Raw genomic sequence first — 22,778 nt, forward strand, 5'->3', positions numbered from 1 at the left:
AGAATGATTCACGTGAAACGGAACGAACAGATGCAGTTGCCTTCGGATAATCGTGTTTTCGTCATCGCAGGTGCCATGTTAGTGGCGACACTGCTAGGTAACTCGGTGTTGGCCCAATCGACCGACCGCATTCGGACCGCCTCGGGCTCGGAGACAGGGCAGGTGGTGAAGATGTCGCCGACCTCGGTGACGATCGACCGTGGCGGCAAAACCACGGAAATACCCGTGACCGAGATTCGCAGTATCATTTTCCGCGACGAACCCTCGGAACTCACTCAAGCTCGGCTCAACGCCATCAACGCGGGCTACGAAAGCGCGCTGAGCCGTCTGCAAGCAATCAACATCGGCACGATTCGCAACCCGTTCGTCAAAGCAGAGGTGGAATACTACACGGCTTATAGCAACGCGAAGATGGCCCTGCTTGGCTCGAAAGACATCCGCGAAGCGGGACAGCAGCTCAACGCGTTCGTCAATGCCAACGCCCAAAACTATCACTACCTCGAAGCAACGGAGCTACTAGGCGACTTGCTCGCGACCATGGGAAACTACGCGGCGGCTGAGACGATGTACGAGAAGCTCGCCAAGGCTCCGTGGCCAGAGTACCAGATCCGTTCTGCCGTGCTGGTTGGCGAAGCATCCCTGGCGCAGGAGAAGTTTCCAGCGGCACTCGCCCAGTTCAACAAGGCACTGGAGATCAAAGACGATAGCGATGGCGCGAAACGTCAAAAGCTCGCGGCGGAGTTGGGAAAGGCCGTATCGACCGCCGCGACGGGCAATGTCGACGCAGGTTTGAAGGCGGTGGAGCAGGTGATCCAGAATGCCGACCCCGAGAATGGCGACCTGCTGGCCAAGGCGTACAACGCACTGGGCGATTGCTACAATCAGTCGGGCCAACCCAAGAAGGCCTTGTACGCTTACCTGCACACCGATTTGCTGTACGGCCGATCCGCTCAGGAGCATGCCGAGGCGCTGGCGAAACTGATACCTCTTTGGGAGTCCGTCGGGCAAGAGGGCGAGGCTCGGCGTGCGCGAGAGACCTTGATCACCCAGTACCCCGCAAGTCGGTGGGCGAAACAATTGGGGCAGTAGTCGGCCTTTCAGCAAGGCTTTGCCACGGCCCCGAAGCGTAGTTACACTGGAGTTTTTCGATGCTACCCCCGCCTGACGCTCATTCTGGCATCGAGGACCAGACTTATATGAATCCAAACCCTACCTGTTGTCGTGTGGAGGAAGCGTTGATGCACCGTGGCACATTCGGTCAGGCCGCCTGGCTAAGGGGTTGGATAGTTGGTCCGCTTTTGGCGGCCATTACACTTACGATGTGCTTGGGGCAGCCGACTCCCGCGTTCGCCCAGGCCGCGGAACCCGCGGCGGCTCCGGCCGAAGAAGCGGCTCCCACTCCGGCGGCGGATACGGCGCCGGCGAAGAAGCGCAACTACCTAACGTGGCTCTACCAATCGCTCGGTTTGAGTTACAGCTTGGTGTTTTTGGCATTGTCGTTCACATTGGTCGCCGTGTTCGTGATGACGCTGCTGCAGCTTCGTCGCGAGTCGATCATGCCGGCGGAAATGCTGGAAGGTTTCGAGGCCCACTTGAATGCCAAGCAGTTTCAAGAAGCTTACGAACTCGCGAGCGCTGACGAATCGTTCCTTGGTAAAGTTCTCTCCGCGGGCCTCGGCAAAGTGTCGAAGGGGTACGAGCCGGCTCTCGAAGCGATGCAAGAAGTGGGCGAAGACGAAACCATGAAGCTCGAGCATCGACTCAGCTACCTCGCCCTGATTGGCACGATCAGCCCGATGGTCGGACTGTTGGGTACAGTGCAGGGTATGATCTCGTCGTTCGACGTGATCGCTTCCGCCACGGGCGCACCAAAGCCGTCGGAACTAGCCGAAGGTATCGCTACCGCGCTGTTCACCACACTGGTTGGCCTGATGCTGGCCATCCCTGCCATCACTGCTTACAACATTCTCCGAAATCGACTGGACCGCTTGGTACTCGAGGTGGGTATTGTGAGCGAAGGTCTGATGAGCCGATTCCAAAATGCAGGGAAGAAGTCGCCCACGCAGCCGTAACGGGACTGCCGTGAATCGTGTCTGTGGATTTTGGGTGGCAAGCAATCTCGGTAACTCACCATGAGAATCGTCAAGAAGAAAGCGACGAAGTACGCCAAAGGGGATATGACCCCGATGATCGACATGGTGTTCCAGTTGATCGCGTTCTTCATGGTGCTGATTAACTTTTCGGAGATCGAGCAGGACCAGAAGGTCCGCTTGCCCGAGAGCGAACTCGCCAAGCCGCCAGAGGTGGCTTACGAGAAGCCCATCACGCTACAGATGCGAGAGGATGAGGGCATCATTCTCAACGCGGGTGGCGACGATCTGATGACGATCGAAGATCTGCGAATCGCCCTGAAACGCGAGGCCCAGATCATCAAGGCCGCCGGTAAGGACGTGAAGCTGTCGGATGTTACCGTCGTGATTCGAGCGGACAAGGGAGCTCGGACCGGCAAGGTGCAAGAGATGATCGACGCTGCGCAGCAGGCGGAGTTCGAAACGTTTGCTCTCCGAGGACAGCAGAGTGACGTGAAAATGCGGACTTCGGAATAGCTAGAACGACTTCGCAGCAGTTGCAATACAAGTCGCCATGACCACGGCCCTGACGGGCCCCGCTCGCTTACGAACATGAAGATCCGAAATCGAAAACAGCACGACACCATCGAGCTCGACATGACGTCGATGATCGACATCGTGTTTCAATTGCTCGTGTTCTTCGTGATGACGTTTAAGATCGTGCTCCCCGAGGGGGACTTCAACATTCGCATGCCTTCGCCGGCGAGTTCGGCTCCGACGGAGCCGCCAGAGGTGCCGACGCTGACGCTGCGGATGACGGCGAGCGACGAGGGTAAACTTTCCTCGCTAAAGTTGGGCGATATTTCCTTCACCGACGATGAGGACGCATCGGCGTTCGACAAACTGCGTGGCCACATAATTGGCCTTGTGAACGACGAGGGTGGTCCTGGCACCGCAAGCGAGCGCGAGGTCGAGTTGCAGTGCGACTTCGATCTCGACTACGAGAACGTGATCAATGCCATCACCGCGATCTCGGGCTACATCAAGGATGGGCAGCGGTACAAGCTGATCGAGAAGATCCGCTTCGCTCCTCCCGTCGGCGAGCCTTAGGCGGCGCGTCGCGGGCTACTCGGGACTTTCTTCCCCTTGAGTTTGTAGACGTAGGCCAACACCTCGGCCACCGCAGCGTAGCTTCCATCGGGCACAGGGTGATTGATCTCGACTTCCTTGTAGAGCAACTGCGCCAGCGGCTTTCGCTCGACGATAGGGATGTTGTTCTCAAGGGCGAGTCGGCGTATTCGCTGCGCGAGCACACCGGCGCCCTTCGCGACAACGACGGGGGCTGCCATTTCGCCGTGCTCGTACTTGAGCGCCACGGCGAGTTCGGTGGGATTGGTGATCACCACGTCCGCCTTGGGGACCGAGCTCGACATGCGGTTCATCACCAGTTGCCGCTGTATCTGCCGACGACGTGCGGCGACCTGGGGATCGCCCTGCATGTTCTTCATTTCCTCTTTGATTTCCTGGTGGGTCATCTTGAGGTCTTGCTCGTGCTTCCACTTCTGAAAGGCGAAGTCAAAGATCGCGAGCATCAGCAGTGCGCCGCCAACCCATAACAGCGTGCTGATCGTCAAGTCGACGAGCAGCGTGGCGAGTTGGCCGATGTCGAGGGCACCGGCCTCGAGGATCTCGACTCGCCGGAGCCACAGCGTCACGCCTGCCACCGTGGTTACAATGGCGACCTTCAGGAGTCCAAAACCAAGTCGCATTACGCCTTGGAGCGAGACGATCCGCTTCATGCCGGCGAGTGGGCTGACGCGGCTGAAGTCGGGGGCGAGTCGCTCGGGGACGAACAGGAAGCCGACTTGAAACACGCTGGCTCCCACCGCCGCGAGCATGAGCAGCATCATCATCGGCAGCAGCGTCACACCGACACTGAGAAGGATCTTCTGCACTTCGCCAAGCAAGAGCTGTCGATCGCCGGTGATGTCGGTCACTTCGGTGAGATTGCGTTGAACAAGGCCGACCGTCGTGTCGACGATCTTCGCGCCCATCGCTTGCAGCAGTCCCGCCGCGGCGAGCAGCATTGCGGCTGAACCGAGATCTTGGCTGTATGCAACCTGTCCCTTCTCGCGGGCTTGTTGCCTGCGATGCGGGGTTGCGTCAAAACTCTTTTCTCCAGACTCTTCGGCCATAACAAGCGAGGCGAGCGGGGCCCGTCAGGGCCGTGGTGGGGCAGGGGGCTAGGTTTGTGGCGGGCTATCTTCGGCGGTGCTCTCAAGTGGAACCACCACTTCTTGCATCCGATCAAGCGCGTCAGCGATCGGCTCTTGAAATGTCCACGCCACGCCACCGATCGAGATGAAGATTGCACCGATTGTGAGCATGGCGTTGAGACCAAAGCCGACGGCCAGCACGTTGATCTGTGGCAAGGTGCGGCTGATGAGACCGAGAACCAGCGTCGAGAGGAACAGCGCGATCATGATCGGAGCTGCGGCTTGGATGCCGAGGTAGAAGCTCTGCTGAAGGAGCTCGACCATCAACTCGGCGAACGACTCGCCCAACATCGCGTGCCCTGGAGGTGCCCACTCGAAGGTGTCGAGCAGGGCCGCCATCACTAGACGGTGGCCGCCTAGGGCTACGAAAACCGCCATCGTCGTGTAGTGGAAGATTTCGGTGAAGATGGAAGTCCCACTGTCGAAAGAAGGATCCGATACTTCGGCGAGCGACATGCCGGAAAGCTGGGCGACAATCTGGCCAGCAATCTGCACGCCCGAAAAGAGTATTTGTAGACCAAGGCCGAGCAGAAGGCCGATCAGCACCTCGTTGATCAGCAGGCTACCGAACGCGATCAAGTTCCAAGGGCTGGTGTAGCTTAGATGGACGTACAGCGGCATGATCATCAGCGACAAGGTCACCGCCAATAACCCGCGAACCGTCATCGGAACGGTTTCGAGTTTGTAGAGCGGCGCCGTAGCAACCAACGCACCGATGCGCGCGAGTACGAGCGCGAAAACGGCGATCTTGGTGAGCAGCATCGACTCTAGCCATTCCACACCGGCCATGTTGTGCTCGCCTTGCCGGGGAATTCTAGAGGTATAGCGGAATGTCGGAGATAAGTTGCTCGCTGTATTCCATCAGACGATTGAGCAACCAAGGGAGAGTCCAGGCCATCACGATTACCATTGCTGCCAGCTTGGGAACGAACGCAACTGTCTGCTCCTGGATCTGGGTTAGGGCTTGAATCAGGCCAATCACCAGGCCCACAAGCATGCCCGCGACCAGCACGGGCGCAGAGACGAACAGGGCGATGATCATCGCTTCGCGGCTAAGGTCGACGGCGTCTTGAGGGTCCATGGCGGAGGCCTACACGAAGATTTGGAAGCTTTGTAGCAGCATCTCGATCACTAGCCGCCAACCATCGACGAGCACGAAGAGCAGCAGCTTGAAGGGAAGCGAAATGAGCACCGGTGGCAGCATCAGCATACCCATCGAGATGGTCACGCTTGCTACGACGATGTCGAGGATCACAAACGGCAGGTAGATTTGGAAGCCTATAAGGAACGATGTCTTCAGCTCGCTGAGCATGAACGCCGGAAGTAACGCAGTGAGTGGCACTTCGCGTTCCTCGGGTGTCGCATCGTAGTAGGCGTAATTGTCGTAGAGTTCGCCGGTGGAGGGATCGATCTCGCTGGGGAGGTAGTTCAGGAACAGCTCGACGTCGCCGTGGTTGTCGGTTCGCTCAATCTGCTGAGCCATGAACTTCCGCATGGGGGCGATGCTCTTGGTGAACGCTTCGTCGAGCCCAATCTTGCCGTCGGTGTAGGGCTTAATGCCCTCTTGATAGCTCGCGTTCCACACCGGCATCATGATCAGCAGCGTCACGAATAGGGCGATGGAGGTAATCACTTGGCTCGGCGGTAACTGCTGCGTTCCGAGCGCCTGCCGCAGCAGACCCAGCACCACCACGATGCGAACAAAACTGGTGGTCATCAGCAGTATGGCCGGTGCGAGGCTCATCACTGTGAGCATCAGCATGACTTGCAGCGTGGAAGTCAGCCGCTCGGGCTTGGTCCATTCGCCGGGTCCGCCGACTCCTTCGAGCAGCGTCGAAGGAGCGAGCACCGTCTCTCCTGCCGAGGCGGTCGCGCAACTCAGCGTGAACGCAATTAGCAGGAAGCAAGCTTGCTTAAGCATACCGGCCTCCTTTGGAGTTGCCGGCGGTGAATAAGGAAGCTTCGGTTCCTAGAAATCCGGGTTCGGTCTTCTCTTTGGCAAACTGGCCGAAGATTTCTTCGAACTCTTTCTGACTTCCCTTGGAGGTTTTTGAACAAATAGCGAGCAATCGAACAACCTCGCTCGGCTCGTCGATCTCGGCAAGCTTCTCGACACCTGCCTGGGTCACGTGGACGAGGACAAGCTTGTTACCTAGATGCAGTAGCTGACCGAACTGCCGGCCTCCCAGCGGTACGCGGCCCAAGATGCGAACTGCCTCGGCCGGTAAAACTTGGGCGCTCTTCGGCATGCTGCGTTTCATGACCCAGGCGAAGAGCGTGAACAGTCCTACAACGAATGCCAACGCCGCAAGCGCTGTGGCCCCCGAGCCTTTGGCCCAATTCGAAAGCATGTTGTTGCTGCGCTCGCCCGCGGGATGAGCACTTTTCTCACCGCGTGGCGTGGAACGGATGAATCGGCGTCCTTTGTCGAGCGGTGCGTCCGCCGGTTCACGCAGCATCGTGGGCGAAACTGAACCTACTTGGTAGGTTGTTGACGAAGGGCTCGCAGGTTCGCGGTCCGAGGGGCCGGCTGCGTTCACCTCGGGGGGGAAGCTATCGAGGGAGTTCTGTGCTTGAGCCTGCGATACTACGCACGCGCTCATTCCGATGAACATCGGCAGCAACCACCAACCGTTTTGCGAAGCGAGTCGCATCGAGCCATCCTTGAGGGGTAGTTTCGGCGACCGCGAGACCTACGCGGTGCCAGGCAAGGAGGCGATTTATAGAAGGTCGGCCGGCTCGTTGCCAGTCCGATTGGTCGACGCTGCTAAGCGCAGGCACTATCGCCAACAATCAGTTCCGTGACACGAACGCAGAAATTGTCGTTGAGCACGAGCACTTCGCCGCGAGCGATCATTCGGCCGTTGACATAAAGGTCGACCGGATCGCCTGCTAGCTTATCCAGCGGCACCACAGCACCCTGCCGCAGTCTTAGGACGTCTTCGAGGTGCATGTGGGTCCGGCCGAGCTCGATCTTGAGGTCGAGCTGGACATCGCGGACTAGCTCGAGCGTCGCCGCCTCGGAACTCGCTGGCGTTCCGCCGAAATCATCGAGCCGGAATGGCAGCACACCGGGCGGAAGCTCCACAGGAGTATCGATCGAAGCGATAGCGGCCTCCGCCTGGTTCAGCAGCAGCTCGATGTCGTCTTGGGACACGGCGTCGGGCGATACCGCCTTCACGGGAGGGGCCTTTGCGACCGATACCGCCGGTGGCGGGCTTGCTGATAGGCCCGCGAGCATGGCGTCGAGCTCGCTCTGGTCGAGCGTGGCAGACTTGGCCGCTTGCGGGGCGGCTGGCTTGGCGGGACTCGCAGGCGGTGCGGGGGCCGGAGCCTTGCCGCTGGCTTGCTGCGCTTCTGCTAGCAGTCGTTCGATTTCGTCTTGTTCGAGGCGATCGTCCGCCATGGGATTCCCTTCCCGACATGCCAGGCACCTACCCTGCGTCCTGCAAGGCGTTCACTTCACGGCTGGATTAGCGTTCGACGAAGTTGAACTTGCTAAACAGCACCTCTTGGACCATCGGTTTGCCAAGAGCGCGGTTGGTTTTCTCCAATATCCGTCGTTTGAGCAAGCCCAACTCGGCGTCGGTGAGCTCGGTGGTGTCTGCTCCGCCGAGCGTCATGATGACTTGCTCGCGCAGTCGGACCTTATTCTTCTCGAAATGATGGGTGAAATCGTGCTCCTCCGCTGCTAGCACGACGCCAAAGAGCTCGAAGTCGACGATCAGCGTGGTGTCGTTCACGGGGTTGTAGCGAGTGACGTTGTATCGCCCCAGATCGACTTCGATGGTGTCGTGGTGGTCGCCCTCGCCGCCATGCCCCGCGGCCTTGTCCTCACCATGCTCGTCGTGCGTGCCGTGATCGCTGTGCGTATCGTCGGCAGGAGCGTGACCCTTTTCGGCCGCGGCCAGTTTGTGAGCGGTGGCTTCGGTGTCCGCGCCGGAGGGGAGAAGCATCGAGGCTGCGACTACCTCCACAACGACAATCGCGCCAATGAAGGCCACCGCCTTGATCAAGCCCATCAAGCCGATCGACTTCTTGCCGTCCTTCTCCGTTTTTTCCGTTTTTGCCGCCATTGTAGTACCACGAGCCATTTGTAAGTCAAAGCGTAGGGGACCGCGCACGAAGCCTGCGCGGTTGACCCAACAAATCTAGCTTACAAAAAGGACTCCCTGCGGCTATTCATTCGCTACGACCGTCAGTTTTCGGAAGGGTCGGAGGCTCGCTCATCCCACATGAGCACTTCAACCCGCGCATTCCGTTCACGCTCCAGAGGATCGAGGCCCTCTTCGACGGGCTCGTACGCACCGGCAGAGCCCAGGCGGATCCGCTGCGGTTCGATGCCCTGTTCAATCAAGTACTGCATCACGTTGTAACAACGGTTGTAAGCGAGGTCCCAATGGTCGCGGACACCTTGGGCTGAATTCACGGGCCGGCGAGAGGTGTGACCACGCACCTCGAGTTTCTGTGGCTTCCCAGCCACTTCCTTGGCAATCACTTGCAGCGCTGCACGTGCTTCGTCGGTCAGATCGGCAGACATTTCGTCGAAGAAGATCACGCCGCCGGTGGTTGCACTACGCCCCGGGCGGATGGTCTGCACGCGGCTATGGTCGCCCGGCACGCCCTGCGTGTCGTTGCCACCCTTCTGCAGGTTCTTTCGCTGGGCGCGGGAATGACTGGGTGCGATGAATGGCATACTGGAGTTGCCGTGAGAGAGACCAGGCATCATGGACGAGGCGGACGACTCGTGCCCAAACTGCCGACGCATCGACTCAAGCATCGCTTTGAACTTCTCTTCTTGCTTCATCTCGCTCATCGATACCAGCATGATGAAGAACGTCAGCAGCAGCGACATCATATCGCCGAACGTGACGACCCATTCGGGGATGGCTGCTGGTGGATCTTCTTCAATAGCCACGTTGGTGCTTTCGTGCGAGTTGGCGGCGCAGATCTAAGCAGCTTGGTCTATGACCCGTTGCTTTGGCGGCACGAAGGTGTTGAGCTTCTGTTCGATGATTCGCGGGTTCTCTCCCGACTGAATGGCCATGATCCCGCGAATGGCGATTTCCATGATCATCAGCTCCTGGCGATTGGTGTACCCGAGCTTTTCGGCGAACGGCAGAAACGCGCAGTTTGACGCCACCGCCCCGTAAAGTGTTGTCAGCAAGGCGACCGCCATTCCCGCACCGATCTTCGAAGGATCGCTCATGTCACCCAGCATAATGACGAGGCCCATCAGCGTGCCGATCATTCCGAACGCCGGGGCAAAGCGTCCCATGCAATCCATTAGTGCTTTTCCATCGCGATGTCGGGTGGCCACCGCGTCGAGTTCGGTGCGAAGGATATCTTCCATCACCTCGGGCCGCGTCCCGTCTACGGCCATCTGAACGCCCATCGTGATAAACGGGTTGTCAATTTCGCCCATCCTGCTTTCGAGCGCCAGGAGCCCGTCGCGTCGCGCGACCTCCGCGAGGCTGACGATCTGGCTGATGACATCGCTCAGCGGTTCCACCTTCCAAAAGAACACCTTCTTGGTGACTCCGAAGACACCAAGGAACGTGGAGAGTGGGAAGCACATTAGCGCCGCGGCAATACAGCCACCGAACACCACCAGTACGCTAGGCGCATCGAAGAACGCACCCAACGAACCACCACCGACCACAATGGATCCGATGATCAGCGCGAAGGAGACGACAACTCCGATGACGGATGCGATGTCCATGGGTTAGCTAAACGGCTCTGTTACTCTCGCCTGCGGAACTGCGGCTGGCCACGGTTGGCATCAGCAGCTTGTGTTGGTGGTAATCAATAGTTCGATGAATAATTTCTTCCGGTGTTTCCTTGACGACGATGTGTTCTCCGGTCGTTAAGGTGATGAACGTATCGGGCAGGGCTTCGACGTACTTAATCAGTTCGGCATTCAGCACGAAGGGTGCGCCGCTGAGCTTGGTGAGGTGAATCATGGCAGCTTCCTGTCAATCGATGCATTCCCCAATATCGGCACGGCCCCGAGTCGCGGACGTTCCAACTACTCTAGCTCACCCAAGTAGATCATGGCCAAAGTTGTCCTTGCTTATCTCCGCAGTGCGAGCAGTTCGTCGAGAAGGTCTTGCGACGCGCTGATTACACGGGCTCCACCGCGATACTGAGTGGAGGCGAGGATCAACTCGATCAAGTTCTGGCCGATGTCGGTGTTCGACAACTCGACGGCACCCGCGGTTAGCGTGCCGATGCCTTCCTGTCCCGGCTTGCCTAGCACCGGTTCGCCGGAGTTCACGCCAATCGAGAACATGCTATCGCCAACCTGCCGCAAACCGGCATTGTTGGCAAAGCGGGCCATCATCAGCTGCCCTACGGTGCGCTGCGTGCCATTGGAGAACTGACCTTGGATCAGGCCGTCATCGGAGATGATGTAGTCGGTCAGCACGCCCGGCGGAAAGCCGTCTTGCTTCGACACATTCAGGTTACTGATAAAGTTACCGAGCGCGTCCACTTCGCCGAGCGACTTTACCGAAGAGTAGTCGAGATCGATTTCGAGCGGAGACTCCGACGCCGTATCGTCACGGCGGATCGCGATACGTGCGATTGTATTGGGGTCGAGGTCACCATTTTGATCGAACACCAGCACACCGTCGCCAATCACTGTGGACAGACCGCTACCGGGTTCGTTGTCGGCGCTCGTGGCGTACCAGCGATAGGTCGTGCTATTCCCGTCCTTCTCTTCAAGCACGGTGGTAACTCGAACGCTCAGCGGCAAGCCAAGGCTGTCGTAAACGATGAACTCTGTCGAGGTACCGGGGCCATCGGCTGCCTGAGTGGATGAGAAGTTTAAGGCCACGGTTTCGTTGTTGATAGCTCCTTCCGGTACCAATTTGAACGCGGTAAGGGGTACGCTGATGGCATTCTCTTCGCCGAAGTTGCTGGTGATTTTCAAGCGTCCATCACCGGTGATTTCCACGCCCGCATTGGGATTGGGGAACGGGTTGGATGCATCGATGGCAGACGTGGCGCTGAGGCCCAGTGCGTCTTCCATGAAGTTCATTAGTTCCAGAAGTTCGGTATCTTCGTCGACATCGAGGTATTTCGGATCGAGCGTCACTCCGTCCTTCTCCGCCGAGAATGACAAACGTCCTGGTTGGAACGGCGTGGTGTAGGTGTCTCCTTGACGGACTAGCAGGTCAACCAGCTTTGTGGTGGGCACAGCAGGCGGACCATCTAGGTTCACCACCGGATGTGTCGAGGGGCTGGCCGTGATGTCGGCATTACTCGTCGAGTCCACGTAGGAATTGACGAACGTTCCGGTACCTGGCGCGGCGACGGTGTCAATCAGACGATGGTTAACACCGGTGGCATTCGAGCGATAAATGCGCATCTGATTGAAGTCGGTGTCTGCCGGTGGGTCGATGTCAGCGAAGTTCAACCGAATCCGACCACCATCAACATCAGAGATACCGACGGGACCGACCACAGGTGCGGGGCGAGTTTCGGCACCCGTTGAACTGTTGAGGAAGGTGACGTAGTAGCTATAGGACCCCGGCTCAATCACTGAATCGTCAATCGCGGGGCCAAGGCTGCCATCGGCAACGTTATCGGTGAAGGTCGTACTCGCGGCGCTCCCCACGTTTCCTACACGGAAGAAGTCAGTGCCGGTGGAATCCGAGCGATAAATGACGCGGTCGACCCAGTTGCCGGTGGCGGCTGGTAGCCCCGTGAGATCGACTTCGCCCGCACCTCCCGAATTGTCGACAGAGAACTCTGTACTGAAGGTGCTTTCTCTGCCGTTCGCGTCCAAGAACGCGACGCGGTAATTGACGGTGTAAGCTCCAGGGCCCGTGCCGGCGTTGGTTGCCGTGGCGGTGCCAGGTGCTGGCACCACTGAAGCGACGACATCGCTAATGTCAAAGTCCGGTGTCGTATCGTTTTCTTCAGGCGCGGCGACGTCGGCACGACCTAGCACGAGAGATTCTACCACCTCGGGCTTGGTGCCTTCGGCAACGGCCGGGTTGAGCACGCCGGTGAAGAAGGCGTTCTGAGTTGCCTGAGCGACGCGCTCCTGACCCAGTGGAATGCGAAGCGGCTGCAACGTATCGGTGACGAGATTGAAGTTGTCGTCGACACCGTAACCTAGAACTCGTTGACCTGTAGCTGTTACGACCTCGTTGTTGGCGTTGAGCTGGAGCTGGCCGTTGCGCGTGTAGAGACGCCCGGTTCCGCTTTGCACAATCAGGAAGCCATCTCCTTGAATGGCCACGTCGAGCGGATTGGAGCTAATTTCGATGGTGCCCTGGGTGAACTTCGGATTGATGGCCGCCACGCGCACACCAAGGCCGATCTGCCGAGGGTTGGTACCACCTTGATTCGAGTTGGGGGCACCACCAATGCTGACGGTCTGCAAGAACTGCGTTGCGAAGATCGCTTCGGATTCCTTGAAGCCGACCGTACTGGCATTGGCAACGTTGTTGCCCACAACGTCGATCGTAGTTTCGGCGGCTTGCAGACCGGTGAGGGCGGTCGTGAGTGCTGATTGCAGACCCATGGTCGTATCCTTGTAGCGTAGTGGTAGAGAGCTGTGCGGGGCGGGGGCGAGCGATTATTGGGTGGGTGGTTCGATCTGGGCGATGTTGTTTAGAGTTACCGTGACGCGACGAGCCACACTGAGCTGCTGCGGTTGCCCACTCAGCGCGGCACCGCGTTCGCTCGAAGCCTTCGCGTCGGTGAAGGTCGATGCCTTGCCATCGGTCACGGTCCCGACGAGTCGACGTTCGCCAGTTCCTGTCCCATCGGTACGATAGATCCGTTTGGCACCGGTCGTCTCGGGCAAGTTGGCAACTTGGATGCTGCCGTTGAAGTTCGCCAGGGTTTCGGTGTCTACGTCGACCTCGAAGCTAAACGGTGTTCCCTCGGGGCCATCCCAAACAACTTCGTACTTGTATTTGCCCTCGTCCACCTGACCTTCGTCCGCGCCGGCAAGAGCAACGGGGCCGACGGCCAAGTCGAGCTTGGGCTCGCCTCCGTCGATGGACACTCGACGGACGTTGCCCGTAACTCTCTCACCTGACTCGGTGAGCGCGATGACATCGGCCCCGATCAAGCTGGTGGCACTCGATATGTTTTGGCCAAGCAACACCGAATCGAGTGTCTCGGTGAGGCGATCCGTAGCGCCGACTTCGCGAATCTGGCTGATCTGTGCCAGAAGCTGATCATTCTCCAGTGGATTCAGAGGATCCTGGTTCTGTAGCTCGACGATCATCAAATTGAGAAATGCGTCGAGGTCCAAATTGTTCAGCGCATTCGAACGGCTGTTCGAATTGCTTCCATTGGGGGCATTCGCTGTGGGGGAAACTTGGCTCATCGCTAATCCTTGCGTAAACGCCAAATAACGCGTGCTCTAGGCAACCGCGCTGAATTGTCCGTTGTGATGGGTTCGAGTCGGAGTCGTTGCGCCAGTCGCAGGCGCTTCCGTTGTTTGCTGTTGGCCCGGTCGGCGGCCAGTGGCAACGGCGCGAGCGTGCCGTGCGTCCTCGCCATCCTGCTGCGCCTGCCAGTTCGGCTGCTCGCCCGAGTTCTGCTGCCGAACGTCCACTTCAAACTTGTCGATGCGAATCTCTTGTGTCGCGAGTCGTTCCCTCAGCGCCGGCAGGTTGTCCAAGAGTACGCTCTTGGCCGCCGCCGTTTCCGTTTCGAGCTTCGCGGTCAGCGTGCCCTGCTGAATACTCAACTCAATTTTCAGCGCTCCCAGTTCAGGAGGGCTAAGTCGCAGTTGCAGCGGTCCCCCGCGGTTCTCGGCTACCTGGAAAGCCCGCGAGACCCGACTCACAAATCTTTGGGCATCGACCTGAGGCATTTGATGCGATGGGGTTTCTGTCGGAGTCGTACGCCGCGAAGTCAGAGAGTTTGTGCGTTCGAGCGTCGAGGGAAAGTTGGTGGCTTGCACTGCCGGACGGTCTTTGGGTTCAGGAGCGGCGTGCTCGCCCTCGGCATGCAGTTTTAAAGCGTCGACTTCTAATTCAGCCGCGGCAGACGCTGTTTCGCCCGCGGTGACGGGTTCTACTTTGGAGGTTGATTGCTGACCATCGTCGTTCGACTTGCGCTCTGTTTCACCGTGAGCCGCTTGAACAGGGATCACCGGAACCATCTCCTGAGGAATCGTGGAGCCGTCCGTCGGTTTCGAACTTCCCACCTCGCCGTCTTGCGGCTGCTCATCTTGCGGAACATCGCTTGGTGTGTGCAATTTCAGCGGAGGAAGGGGTGTGCCTTGGAGTGATTCTGTTGCGACTTGTGCTTCCTGAGTTGATGCTTCTTTTTGAACCAGCGAGCTCTCCTGTATGGTTTCTGCTATCGCTGTCACCGCGGTCTCAGTCGACTGGGCGATCGGCACTTCTAGGGGAACTTCCCCTGTCGCCTGTGCTGGCATTCCATCGGCGGCGTTTGGCTTTTGCGGCGCTGCATCGGTAGACGAAGGCATAGCTTCAACGACCGGTTCGACCACGGCGTCGCCTACCGCAATCACCTCTTGGAGTACAACGTTCGCTTGCTGTTTTGCTTGTTCCGAGATTGCCACCACGTCCGCGGAAACCTCCGCTGCCGACTTCTCGTCTTGCTGTTCTTGTTCCTGCGAGGGAGTGTCGGAAGTCTGCGCGGCGGACGTATCTGCTTCGGTGTTCGCCGTATCTTGCTCGACGTCAGCGTCGGCGGGCGCCGTCGATCGCTCCGCGGATTTCGAAACCGGTTGATCCGGTCCTGCGGGCTCTGGGCGCTCGCGTCGTGCGACGGGGGCATCTTCTCGGCGAATCGCCTTGCTGAGCGACTCGGCGAAACCATCGGGTACGGCAAGCGCGCGCGCGTTGCCGGTCGCCGGGGTCGCGAGCAGAGTCATCGGATTGACGGAGGAAGTTGACATAGCACCAGAACGGGAATTGTATGAGTGTTATAAAGGTTCTTTGTCCATCATGCGGACACGCTCGAGCATGTTGTCGATCTCGGGAGCCTCGGGATAGCCTTCGAGCATCAGACGCTGGAGTTCGTGATAGTCCTTCAGTTCCGCTTCGGTCTTAAACTGCATCAGCACTTTCTTGAGCTTGTTGGGCTGCATCGCCTTCATCAGCAGGATGACATCGCGTTTGCCACCAGGCTCGTTGAAGAACATCAGGAGCAGTTTCTTCGCCTCGGACGGCCCCATCGATTCCAGGGCCGTCACCACCGCGTTGAGGTTCTCTTTGCTCGATAGCTCTTTCTGCTGATTCAAACGTTCTTCCAGCTCCTTCGCCATCTGGTCGTATCGTTGTCGTCCTTCGTTAATATCTCGGAAGCTCCGTTCGAATTCTTGTTTGCCAACCTCCAAGGCGTTCATCTTTACTTCATAGTCACGAAGCTTTACCTCGCGGATCATCGCCATGTCATCGAGCGAAGCTTCCTCAGGAGGTACTTCCTTTTCCTTACTCTTGTCCCCCTCAGCGATTTTGTTCAAATCGACGTCGTGCATCACTGCCACCATGCGAAACACTTTCTCGTTGGTGATCAACTGTGAATGCCGCAGATACAATAGCCCGATGGCCGCGGCGATGAGCGTCGCGGTCGAGACGTATCCAATAAGGGAGAACAGCGCTCGCATGAAGCGGAGAACCTACTATCTAAACTGGACTTCGTACCGCTGCCGACGGAGGAAATGCTGCGCGGCGATCTCATCCATGTCCCGTTGGTCCCGCCGGGCTTCTTGACGGATGAACTCGCGCTCGCGGCGGTCGTCAATCTTCTCGACCACGCGAACTTGTTGATCAGCTACTGCCAAATCGGCGCGGCGACGCTCTAGTTCCTGGGCGACCGTGTGTTTCTGACTACTCAATGACGCAGCTTGTCCTCTTAACATCAGTTCGTATCGTTCCATTTCCAAAAGGGTTGAGACGTTGGGAGTGCCTCGGCGGAGCTCACGTTGTGCGGTGGCCATGCCGCGGAGTTCGGCCTCCAAGGCAGTGATTTGCTCCTCGATGGCTGCTTCGGCCCGCAACGCGTCGGCAACCCGGGCTCGCTGCGCGTCACGCGCGGCTTCCCGAACTTTCTTCAGGGCAATCAGGTTGGATTGGTACTTGGGCATGATTTAGTTAGGCAGCAGGCTGAAGGTCGGGCCGCGAGTGCGTTGCGCCGGTGCTCATGTAGGCTTCGGCACGCGCGCCAAGGGCAAGTAGCAGTTCGGTCGATTGCTCCAGCGTGCACGCCTCGCTTGGCGATTGCTGCAGGAACCGGGCGATGGTTTCTCGCATGTCAATCGCAGCGTCGATCGTCCGGTTCGATCCACGGCGGTAGGCACCGACTGTGATCAGGTCTTCATTTTCCTTGTACACGCTCATCAACTTGCGAACGCGGAGACTCGCCGCCAGGACTTCGGGCGGGCTGATGTCGGACATCAACCGGCTGATGCTTTGTAGGATATCGATGGCCGGATAGTGACCGCTCGCGGCCATGGATCGCGAAAGCCATAGATGGCCGTCCAGCAGACCCTGCATGGTGTCGGCCACTGGATCGGAGATGTCATCACCTTCGACCAGCACCGAGTAAAAAGCGGTGATGCTGCCATGCCGATTGCGACCAGCCCGTTCCACCAGTCTAGGGAGCGTGGCGAATACTGAAGGCGGAAAGCCTCGCGTGGCGGGGGGCTCGCCCGATGCCAGACCGATCTCGCGAAGGGCCGTGGCGTATCGTGTTACCGAGTCGACGAGCAACAGGACGTTCTTGCCTCGGTCGCGGTAGTGCTCGGCGATGGCGGTGGCGGTATGGGCAGCTTGCACTCGAGATACTGCGGGCTCGTTGCTGGTCGCGCACACGATGACGCTTCGAGCGAGACCTTCCGGACCGAGATCGCGGTGAATGAAGTCGTTTAGTTCGCGACCACGTTCACCGACCAGCGCGATGACGTTGATGTCCGCTTCGGTGTAGCGCGTCAACATGCCGAGCAGCACGCTCTTGCCCACACCAGGACCGGCGAACACGCCCAGGCGTTGACCACGTCCGCATCGCAGCATGGTATCGACGGAACGAATCCCTGTGGCGAAGGCTTCGTCGATGCGCGGGCGTTCGGTCGGTATCGGGGGATCTCGCTCGACGAGTGTGCGGTCGGTAAGCATCGGTTGCGGCCGACCATCTACACAGCGTCCATGGGCATCAATAACTCGGCCTAATAGCCCGTCGCCAACTCGCAGCTGCCGCAGCGTGTTGATCAGTCGAACCTGCGCGCCTCGACGGACCCCCACGAGGCTTTCGTAGGGAAATACCAGCGTGCGATTGTTGCGGAATCCAATGACTTCGGCCCGCACCTGTCCGCCGGAACTTCGTTCGATGTCGACCACCGAACCAACTGGCGCAGGGAAGTCGGCCACCGCGGCGGTTCCGCCGGTGGTCTCCATTACGCTTCCAACCAATCGTGTGGGGAGCGTCCGGGCCAGGGTGTCCAGGTAAAAGTTCATGGCGGCGGTACCGACTAAGCGGTCAATTCTTCCTCAATGCGGGCGAGTTGCGACTCGATGCGCTGATCGATTTCGCCGAACTCTGTTTTCACCAAGCAACCGCCGGGCGAAACCGAGGCGTCTGCCATGATCTTGGCGGGGGCGAGTTGCTTGAGACTTTCGACAATCTCGCCAGAGGCCGCGGCGAGGTGTCGGCAATCTTCGGGACTTAGGTGGATGGTGATGTTGGCTGACCCTGATGCCAGCTCAAGCGACTCGCGGATCAGCGCCAGCGGAGCCTGCGGCTCGGTGGCAAGTTCCTTACGCAGCACACGCTCCGCAATTCGAGCCGCAAGGTGGACAGCCGACGCTTCCCACTCGGCAAGCCAGCGGCCTCGGGCGTCGGCTAGTTGGTGGGCGACAGCTTCTAACGCCGGTCGCAGCGTTCGCATCTGCTTGGTGATTTTCTCGTCCAGCAACTTCTCGATGGCTTGTTCAGCCGCCGCCCGCCCTGCCGTTTCAGCTTTGCGGCGTACTTCTTCGGCATCGGCATGCGCCTGCTGTACGATCTTCGCTGCCTCCCGCCTGACGCTCTGCAAGTACTCGTCGGCGCGGCCCTCGATCTGCTCGAAGTTGAACGCAATCGGACGCACTGCCGTTCCACTGGCGTGTTCCGCTTGCGATCCGCGTTTGATAATAGTGGCCAAGGATGGTACCGCGTGACTGGAGAGTGCTTAACTAGTTGGTCGTAAACTGGGGAGCGTCGGCGTCTTGGAACAGCTCTGCGGCCTTCGTCGCCACATCCCGCTGCGCTTGAGCCAGGTCCGACAGTCGGACCGAGGCCAGCGAGTGCATTCGCCGGCGTAGCTCTCTGCCGATCGACTTCGGGAGCTGGCGTTCGACTTGTTGGCAGATCGCATCGGATGCCCCCGCGAGAGCCAGTACGACACGGTCCACTGAGCAGTGCCGGAATAGTTCGGTCAGTTGCTTCGCGTTCAGCGTGGCAACGATTTCGAAAGGAGTCTCGGGCACCGGGGGCGCAGCGACTTTCTCCGCGACAACGATTGCAGTAGGCGTAGGTGCCGGGGCTTCCATGGGAGGTTGCTCGCGGCGACTTTGCCAAAGCGACCCCGCTTGCTCGCCGTAGGTGCGCGTCGCGAAATCGCGGATCGACGTCTGGCGTGGGGGAAGTGGGGCAGGAGCCGGGCCGACTTCCGCCGCTAAGGACTGATTGGAGCGAGCTAGTTCACTTAGCACCGCATCACACGTCGCGCGGGGTGAGTGTTCTAGAATGGCTTGAATCGATCGCAGGCGATCGGCTCGGCGTTGACGTTCGGCCTTCTGGGTGGCAATCCAGTCGGCCAACTGCCGTTCGATGACTTCAAGGCTAGCACGGTCCGACTCACCAAGATCGGCGAGGCGTTCTAGTGCAGCCGCACGTCGGCTGATCGGCAGGGCAGCCAAGACCTGGCTGGCGCGGTCTGGTGGTAGGTGCGACAGGACAACCGCCACAGTCGACAGGTGCTCGCGGTCGAGCATTGCGGCGAGCGTCGGAAGATCATTCCCTTCGAGCCAGTCAAACGGCTGGGGTTCGCGCGGTGCTGGCACGGGAGCAGGGAAGCGATCGAAATGGCTGCCGATGTCATTTGCCTCGATGGAAAAATCGAGTTCCACGCCGCCGAACATGTCTGGCTCTCTCACACCGCGACCTCCACGAAGTTCGTCGCGAAGCTCTTCCTGCTCCAGCGGGTCCACTTCGCCCAGTTCACGCATGGCCTGTCGCACGGCGCGAGCTTCGTCAGCCGATAGCTGTGACAACAGCACCGTGGCCGAATCGGCGTCGAGACTGCGAAGCAGTACGGCGGCTTTGCGGAGCGAGTTGGAAACTTCGGTGGTCATGGCAGATGCGGGCGAGTCGTGTCAGGAGTGAGTGTGTCAGTTAAGCAGCGTTGTGGATCCAGCCTCGAAGGATGCTCGCAGCGGCGTCTGGATCTTCACGGACCATCTCGCTCAAATCCTCTTTCAGCGATTCGGTTTTCTTGATGCGCAGTTTGGGCCGCTCCCCTTGGGGGTCTTGGCTATCACTCGCTTCGTTGGTCTTGCTACCGAAGTCGACTTCCATTGCAGGAGCAGCCGTCGGGCCCGTGTTGGTCGAGGGGCGAATTGCCGAACGGAGAAGCAGCAAACTCACGCCCGCTAATCCGAGCATCGAGAGCGTTCCCCAATACTGACCGGTCCAGGCAAGTGCCGTATCGGCAACCGATGGTTCCGGGGGCAATGGCTGCTTGATGGAGTCGATGAAGATCACTTCCACCTGACGATACTCATCCTCACCGAGCGAGAGTCGGGGCAGAATGTTTTGAACGTACCGTTCGATGTCGAGCTTAAGGGCGCTCTCCATCGTTTGCCGTTCGGTGTCGGTCAGCTTGGTGGGGTCGCCTTCCGGATTCTTTTGCATCCAGATGCTTTGCACGTACTCGCGAGGAACGGCGATGGAGGCGCGAAGCTCTTTCGGCTTAAATCCGACGAATAGCTCTTGCGTGGTTTCCTGGCCAACTGCGTTCTCTTCGGTGGAAGTCTCTCGCTCGAGGGTCGACGAATTGGTGCGGGCCAAACCTTCCTCCAGACCGCGCCGGCTGGGGCCATTCGCCGGTGCGCCAGGTTGTCCACCACCATCGTTGACGGTGGACTGTTCGGTTTCTCGCTGAGTCTCAGAACGGACCGTCTTGCCGTCGCTCGGCGTGATGGTTGTCACGTTCATCGATTTCTTGTTGTCGAGGTCGGCACTGACTTCGACGCGAACGCCAGGAATGAAGTTAAGCCCCGTCAGAATCGACTGACGGTAAGACTTCATCACTTCCGAGCGGGCTTGCAAGTACTGATCGTCGTAGACTTGCTCGCCACCGCCGCCGATGTCGCCGTTCGAACTGGTGACGTTTACTTTTTCGAGCGTCATGCTCGCAAAAGGACCAGCCACGAGCTTTTGGATGTTACGGGCACGAACTCGGTCGACGACCTCGCCTGGTTTGGGAGTAATGAAAACACTCGCCGAGGCGTTGTTGCGCTGGTTGAAGCCGCGACGCTCCTGGATGTCGACCATCACATGGGCACTTTCCACCCAGTCCATCTTCGATACGATCAAGGAGAGCTGGTTTTCGCGAGCAACTTTAGTGCGAAGCTCCCACTGCTGCCGGCTTTCCATAGGGCTCGCGCGATCGATTGCAGCATCCATGAAGGTGGCGAAGTTGTCGGGCAGCGCACCCGCACTGGCGATAGCAGCAATACACTCTTGCTGCTTTGAGGTTGGTACGGCGATGCGATTGCCTTCGACCTGCCAGCCGGCAATCCGGGCTTCGGCCATGGCGGCTTCCATGCGGTTGATCTCGCCCTGTGAGAATCGCTCTCCTCCAAACAGAAATGCGTCGGGACCGGCCGCGGTGTTCTGAAACAGGTAGGCGACGCTTACCACGGCGACTACCAACAGCAGTCCAGCGGTGATCCGTGCACCGGGAGTCATCGACTGAAACAGATCGCGCAGTTGGGCAATCAGATTGTTCACAGAGTTCCGTCCATGGAGTTAATCACATCCGCCAGCATCCTGCCGGCGTTCGCTTCATCGATTCAGGGCTAGATGCGAATGTCGCGGATTTCGCGGTACACGTCCATCGCTTTGTTTCGCATCTGCATGGTGAGCTTGAACGCCAAATCGGCCTTCTGCACAGCGGATAGTACTTCCGCTGGGTTCACATCCTCGCCTGTCATCAGCGCTTCCACCGCCTTGTCGGCGTCGTGCTGCATGGTGTTCACCTCTTTGATCGAGTCCACCAGCATGTTCTTAAACGACGCCGAGTCACTCGCACCCGGTGCCTTTGCGGAGGGCAGGGTTGGAAGCGAGGTCGTCGAGGTGAGGGAGCCAATGTTGTTCATGATGGCACGCGAGGGGAGGGGAGGGCGGTGTCACCGTTGTCTTGTTAGGCGATAATGCGAAGCGATTGCTGCGTAATGTCTTTGGAAATCTCCAGCACACCGACATTCGCCTCGTACGCCCGCGTGGCCTGCATTGCATCGACCATCTCTAAGGTCATGTCGACGTTTGGATAGCGAACATAGCCTTCGCTATCCGCGTCGGGGTGGCTGGGCTGGTACTTCATCAATGGCGCGGCCTTCGAGATCTCGACGCTGCCGACTTTTACACCAGCCCCACCACCGGAGGAGTGTATCGAGGTGTCCGTCTGGAACGTGACGTAGCGAGGTTGGTAAGGCTCGGCCTGACCAAACTCGTTTCGCGTGGTCGACATGTTCGCCAAGTTGGACGAAATGGCGTTCAGGCGCATGCGCTGCGCGACGAGGCCACTTGTGCTGATGTCGAAACTGCCAAACATTGTTTAATGTCCCGTAGTGTTTTAGGTCGAAACCGTAAGCATCTTAAGCCACCCGTTCGGAGATGGCCGACTCTAACAAGCGAAACTGTTGCGACAGTAAACTGACCGCCACGCTATGAAGACTTTGATTCTTCGCAAGCTCGGCGACTTGGGATTCGAGGCTAACGTCGCTGAGGTCGTGGTAAAGGATGTGTTTGGTGGACTCGCTGACCTCGTCGAATTGCTCCAAGTGCTGCTCGCGTTCGTGCGGCATCATCAAGCCAGGTGAAAGTTCGGGCTCGGGAGGCGCGTTGCGAGCTTCGATGGCTCTCTTGAGGCTCTTTTGAAACAACTCAGGCGATAGGTCCCGCGTCTTGTACCCGGGAGTGTCAATGTTGGCAATGTTGCCTGCGAGTACTCCGTGGCGTGACTGAGCAAAATTGACGGTCTGCTCTAGGACAGGCACGGAGGACTGGTTGAGCAAGGTGGGTAACATGAGGGCCTTTCGCTTCGGTTCGCGCGTGCGATTCGCATCCGCGCCATGGTGATCTTTGCAATGGGCGTACCAACTCACAGAGCTCGCCCGGGGAATCCCGCCGACTCGCTAGAACCAGTTGTTTTCGCCACTTCTCGCGT

26 protein-coding genes are annotated in these 22,778 nt (G+C 58.8%); 4 read left to right on the top strand and 22 right to left on the bottom strand.

Features of this window, described 5'->3' with window-relative positions:
- The first annotated feature begins 30 nt into the window (after nt 1-30).
- The 4 genes from SH292x_RS07055 (at nt 31) to SH292x_RS07070 (ending at nt 3,179) form a co-directional block, all read left to right on the top strand.
- Nucleotides 31-1,089 (top strand): tetratricopeptide repeat protein, encoded by a 1,059-nt coding sequence (locus SH292x_RS07055; RefSeq protein ID WP_442484887.1) that lies wholly within the window; start codon nt 31-33, stop codon nt 1,087-1,089.
- A gap of 149 nt (nt 1,090-1,238) precedes the next feature.
- Nucleotides 1,239-2,072 (top strand): MotA/TolQ/ExbB proton channel family protein, encoded by an 834-nt coding sequence (locus SH292x_RS07060; protein ID WP_442484888.1) that lies wholly within the window; start codon nt 1,239-1,241, stop codon nt 2,070-2,072.
- Between the two features lie 60 nt (nt 2,073-2,132).
- Nucleotides 2,133-2,606, top strand: coding sequence for an ExbD/TolR family protein (locus tag SH292x_RS07065; protein ID WP_442484889.1), 474 nt, complete (start codon nt 2,133-2,135; stop codon nt 2,604-2,606).
- A 75-nt stretch (nt 2,607-2,681) separates the two neighbouring features.
- Nucleotides 2,682-3,179: an ExbD/TolR family protein gene (locus SH292x_RS07070; RefSeq protein WP_442484890.1), complete on the top strand. Its 498-nt coding sequence runs from the start codon at nt 2,682-2,684 to the stop codon at nt 3,177-3,179.
- Here SH292x_RS07070 and flhB read toward each other — a convergent pair.
- From flhB to flgB, 22 genes are all read right to left on the bottom strand, one after another.
- A complete protein-coding gene (flhB, locus tag SH292x_RS07075) occupies nt 3,176-4,264 on the bottom strand; it encodes a flagellar biosynthesis protein FlhB (RefSeq protein WP_442484891.1) in 1,089 nt (362 codons plus the stop codon). The two genes, SH292x_RS07070 and flhB, sit on opposite strands and share 4 nt — an antisense overlap.
- A 48-nt stretch (nt 4,265-4,312) precedes the next feature.
- Nucleotides 4,313-5,134 carry a flagellar biosynthetic protein FliR gene (locus tag SH292x_RS07080; RefSeq protein WP_442484892.1) on the bottom strand — a complete coding sequence of 274 codons (822 nt, stop codon included), beginning with the start codon at nt 5,132-5,134 and terminating at the stop codon, nt 4,313-4,315.
- 25 nt (nt 5,135-5,159) lie between these two features.
- Nucleotides 5,160-5,426, bottom strand: coding sequence for a flagellar biosynthesis protein FliQ (gene fliQ, locus SH292x_RS07085; protein ID WP_442484893.1), 267 nt, complete (start codon nt 5,424-5,426; stop codon nt 5,160-5,162).
- Between the two features lie 9 nt (nt 5,427-5,435).
- Nucleotides 5,436-6,266 carry a flagellar type III secretion system pore protein FliP gene (gene fliP, locus SH292x_RS07090; RefSeq protein WP_442484894.1) on the bottom strand — a complete coding sequence of 277 codons (831 nt, stop codon included), beginning with the start codon at nt 6,264-6,266 and terminating at the stop codon, nt 5,436-5,438.
- Complete coding sequence (locus SH292x_RS07095; RefSeq protein ID WP_442484895.1) at nt 6,259-6,999, bottom strand: FliO/MopB family protein; 741 nt, start codon at nt 6,997-6,999, stop codon at nt 6,259-6,261. The genes fliP and SH292x_RS07095 overlap by 8 nt, the downstream gene beginning before the upstream one ends.
- A 113-nt stretch (nt 7,000-7,112) precedes the next feature.
- Entirely contained in the window at nt 7,113-7,751 is a 639-nt protein-coding gene (gene fliN / locus SH292x_RS07100) for a flagellar motor switch protein FliN (RefSeq protein WP_442484896.1), read from the bottom strand.
- 67 nt (nt 7,752-7,818) lie between these two features.
- On the bottom strand, nt 7,819-8,421 hold the full coding sequence (locus SH292x_RS07105; RefSeq protein ID WP_442484897.1) for a flagellar basal body-associated FliL family protein: 603 nt from the start codon (nt 8,419-8,421) through the stop codon (nt 7,819-7,821).
- Between the two features lie 122 nt (nt 8,422-8,543).
- The gene (locus SH292x_RS07110) at nt 8,544-9,263 is read right to left on the bottom strand and encodes an OmpA/MotB family protein (RefSeq protein WP_442484898.1); all 720 of its coding nucleotides are present in this window, start codon (nt 9,261-9,263) and stop codon (nt 8,544-8,546) included.
- A gap of 33 nt (nt 9,264-9,296) precedes the next feature.
- The gene (locus SH292x_RS07115; RefSeq protein WP_442484899.1) at nt 9,297-10,067 is read right to left on the bottom strand and encodes a motility protein A; all 771 of its coding nucleotides are present in this window, start codon (nt 10,065-10,067) and stop codon (nt 9,297-9,299) included.
- Nucleotides 10,068-10,074: 7 nt separating this feature from the next.
- Nucleotides 10,075-10,308 carry a flagellar FlbD family protein gene (locus SH292x_RS07120; protein ID WP_442484900.1) on the bottom strand — a complete coding sequence of 78 codons (234 nt, stop codon included), beginning with the start codon at nt 10,306-10,308 and terminating at the stop codon, nt 10,075-10,077.
- Nucleotides 10,309-10,418: 110 nt separating this feature from the next.
- Entirely contained in the window at nt 10,419-12,881 is a 2,463-nt protein-coding gene (locus tag SH292x_RS07125) for a flagellar hook-basal body complex protein (RefSeq protein ID WP_442484901.1), read from the bottom strand.
- Nucleotides 12,882-12,935: 54 nt separating this feature from the next.
- Nucleotides 12,936-13,697, bottom strand: coding sequence for a flagellar hook assembly protein FlgD (locus SH292x_RS07130; RefSeq protein WP_442484902.1), 762 nt, complete (start codon nt 13,695-13,697; stop codon nt 12,936-12,938).
- A 36-nt stretch (nt 13,698-13,733) separates the two neighbouring features.
- A complete protein-coding gene (locus SH292x_RS07135; RefSeq protein ID WP_442484903.1) occupies nt 13,734-15,245 on the bottom strand; it encodes a flagellar hook-length control protein FliK in 1,512 nt (503 codons plus the stop codon).
- A 27-nt stretch (nt 15,246-15,272) separates the two neighbouring features.
- Complete coding sequence (locus SH292x_RS07140; protein WP_442484904.1) at nt 15,273-15,956, bottom strand: hypothetical protein; 684 nt, start codon at nt 15,954-15,956, stop codon at nt 15,273-15,275.
- A 15-nt stretch (nt 15,957-15,971) separates the two neighbouring features.
- Nucleotides 15,972-16,436, bottom strand: a complete 465-nt coding sequence (locus SH292x_RS07145) for a flagellar export protein FliJ (protein ID WP_442484905.1) — start codon at nt 16,434-16,436, stop codon at nt 15,972-15,974.
- A gap of 7 nt (nt 16,437-16,443) precedes the next feature.
- On the bottom strand, nt 16,444-17,802 hold the full coding sequence (locus tag SH292x_RS07150) for a FliI/YscN family ATPase (RefSeq protein ID WP_442484906.1): 1,359 nt from the start codon (nt 17,800-17,802) through the stop codon (nt 16,444-16,446).
- 14 nt (nt 17,803-17,816) lie between these two features.
- Nucleotides 17,817-18,488, bottom strand: a complete 672-nt coding sequence (locus tag SH292x_RS07155) for a FliH/SctL family protein (protein WP_442484907.1) — start codon at nt 18,486-18,488, stop codon at nt 17,817-17,819.
- Between the two features lie 31 nt (nt 18,489-18,519).
- Entirely contained in the window at nt 18,520-19,680 is a 1,161-nt protein-coding gene (locus tag SH292x_RS07160; RefSeq protein WP_442484908.1) for a FliG C-terminal domain-containing protein, read from the bottom strand.
- 40 nt (nt 19,681-19,720) lie between these two features.
- Nucleotides 19,721-21,340 carry a flagellar M-ring protein FliF C-terminal domain-containing protein gene (locus SH292x_RS07165; RefSeq protein WP_442484909.1) on the bottom strand — a complete coding sequence of 540 codons (1,620 nt, stop codon included), beginning with the start codon at nt 21,338-21,340 and terminating at the stop codon, nt 19,721-19,723.
- A 68-nt stretch (nt 21,341-21,408) separates the two neighbouring features.
- Nucleotides 21,409-21,708, bottom strand: a complete 300-nt coding sequence (gene fliE, locus SH292x_RS07170) for a flagellar hook-basal body complex protein FliE (protein ID WP_442484910.1) — start codon at nt 21,706-21,708, stop codon at nt 21,409-21,411.
- A gap of 44 nt (nt 21,709-21,752) precedes the next feature.
- Nucleotides 21,753-22,163, bottom strand: a complete 411-nt coding sequence (flgC, locus tag SH292x_RS07175) for a flagellar basal body rod protein FlgC (protein WP_442484911.1) — start codon at nt 22,161-22,163, stop codon at nt 21,753-21,755.
- A gap of 43 nt (nt 22,164-22,206) precedes the next feature.
- Nucleotides 22,207-22,638, bottom strand: a complete 432-nt coding sequence (gene flgB, locus SH292x_RS07180; RefSeq protein WP_442484912.1) for a flagellar basal body rod protein FlgB — start codon at nt 22,636-22,638, stop codon at nt 22,207-22,209.
- Nucleotides 22,639-22,778: the final 140 nt, after the last annotated feature.

Origin of the sequence: Aeoliella fuhlenseeensis (assembly GCF_052161615.1) — a bacterium.
Taxonomy (GTDB): Bacteria; Planctomycetota; Planctomycetia; order Pirellulales; family Lacipirellulaceae; genus Aeoliella.

What these genes read in the sequence shown, in the direction of transcription:
- SH292x_RS07160 (WP_442484908.1), bottom strand. Translation starts at nt 19,680, where the DNA reads ATGACCACCGAAGTTTCCAACTCGCTCCGCAAAGCCGCCGTACTGCTT.
- flgC (WP_442484911.1), bottom strand. Translation starts at nt 22,163, where the DNA reads ATGTTTGGCAGTTTCGACATCAGCACAAGTGGCCTCGTCGCGCAGCGC.
- SH292x_RS07065 (WP_442484889.1), top strand. Translation starts at nt 2,133, where the DNA reads ATGAGAATCGTCAAGAAGAAAGCGACGAAGTACGCCAAAGGGGATATG.
- fliN (WP_442484896.1), bottom strand. Translation starts at nt 7,751, where the DNA reads ATGGCGGACGATCGCCTCGAACAAGACGAAATCGAACGACTGCTAGCA.
- SH292x_RS07125 (WP_442484901.1), bottom strand. Translation starts at nt 12,881, where the DNA reads ATGGGTCTGCAATCAGCACTCACGACCGCCCTCACCGGTCTGCAAGCC.
- SH292x_RS07135 (WP_442484903.1), bottom strand. Translation starts at nt 15,245, where the DNA reads ATGTCAACTTCCTCCGTCAATCCGATGACTCTGCTCGCGACCCCGGCG.
- SH292x_RS07055 (WP_442484887.1), top strand. Translation starts at nt 31, where the DNA reads ATGCAGTTGCCTTCGGATAATCGTGTTTTCGTCATCGCAGGTGCCATG.
- flgB (WP_442484912.1), bottom strand. Translation starts at nt 22,638, where the DNA reads ATGTTACCCACCTTGCTCAACCAGTCCTCCGTGCCTGTCCTAGAGCAG.
- SH292x_RS07150 (WP_442484906.1), bottom strand. Translation starts at nt 17,802, where the DNA reads ATGAACTTTTACCTGGACACCCTGGCCCGGACGCTCCCCACACGATTG.
- fliQ (WP_442484893.1), bottom strand. Translation starts at nt 5,426, where the DNA reads ATGGACCCTCAAGACGCCGTCGACCTTAGCCGCGAAGCGATGATCATC.
- fliE (WP_442484910.1), bottom strand. Translation starts at nt 21,708, where the DNA reads ATGAACAACATTGGCTCCCTCACCTCGACGACCTCGCTTCCAACCCTG.
- SH292x_RS07145 (WP_442484905.1), bottom strand. Translation starts at nt 16,436, where the DNA reads ATGCCCAAGTACCAATCCAACCTGATTGCCCTGAAGAAAGTTCGGGAA.
- SH292x_RS07105 (WP_442484897.1), bottom strand. Translation starts at nt 8,421, where the DNA reads ATGGCGGCAAAAACGGAAAAAACGGAGAAGGACGGCAAGAAGTCGATC.
- SH292x_RS07130 (WP_442484902.1), bottom strand. Translation starts at nt 13,697, where the DNA reads ATGAGCCAAGTTTCCCCCACAGCGAATGCCCCCAATGGAAGCAATTCG.
- fliP (WP_442484894.1), bottom strand. Translation starts at nt 6,266, where the DNA reads ATGCTTAAGCAAGCTTGCTTCCTGCTAATTGCGTTCACGCTGAGTTGC.
- SH292x_RS07060 (WP_442484888.1), top strand. Translation starts at nt 1,239, where the DNA reads ATGCACCGTGGCACATTCGGTCAGGCCGCCTGGCTAAGGGGTTGGATA.
- SH292x_RS07115 (WP_442484899.1), bottom strand. Translation starts at nt 10,067, where the DNA reads ATGGACATCGCATCCGTCATCGGAGTTGTCGTCTCCTTCGCGCTGATC.
- SH292x_RS07140 (WP_442484904.1), bottom strand. Translation starts at nt 15,956, where the DNA reads ATGCGAGCGCTGTTCTCCCTTATTGGATACGTCTCGACCGCGACGCTC.
- SH292x_RS07080 (WP_442484892.1), bottom strand. Translation starts at nt 5,134, where the DNA reads ATGGCCGGTGTGGAATGGCTAGAGTCGATGCTGCTCACCAAGATCGCC.
- flhB (WP_442484891.1), bottom strand. Translation starts at nt 4,264, where the DNA reads ATGGCCGAAGAGTCTGGAGAAAAGAGTTTTGACGCAACCCCGCATCGC.
- SH292x_RS07120 (WP_442484900.1), bottom strand. Translation starts at nt 10,308, where the DNA reads ATGATTCACCTCACCAAGCTCAGCGGCGCACCCTTCGTGCTGAATGCC.
- SH292x_RS07095 (WP_442484895.1), bottom strand. Translation starts at nt 6,999, where the DNA reads ATGCGACTCGCTTCGCAAAACGGTTGGTGGTTGCTGCCGATGTTCATC.
- SH292x_RS07070 (WP_442484890.1), top strand. Translation starts at nt 2,682, where the DNA reads ATGAAGATCCGAAATCGAAAACAGCACGACACCATCGAGCTCGACATG.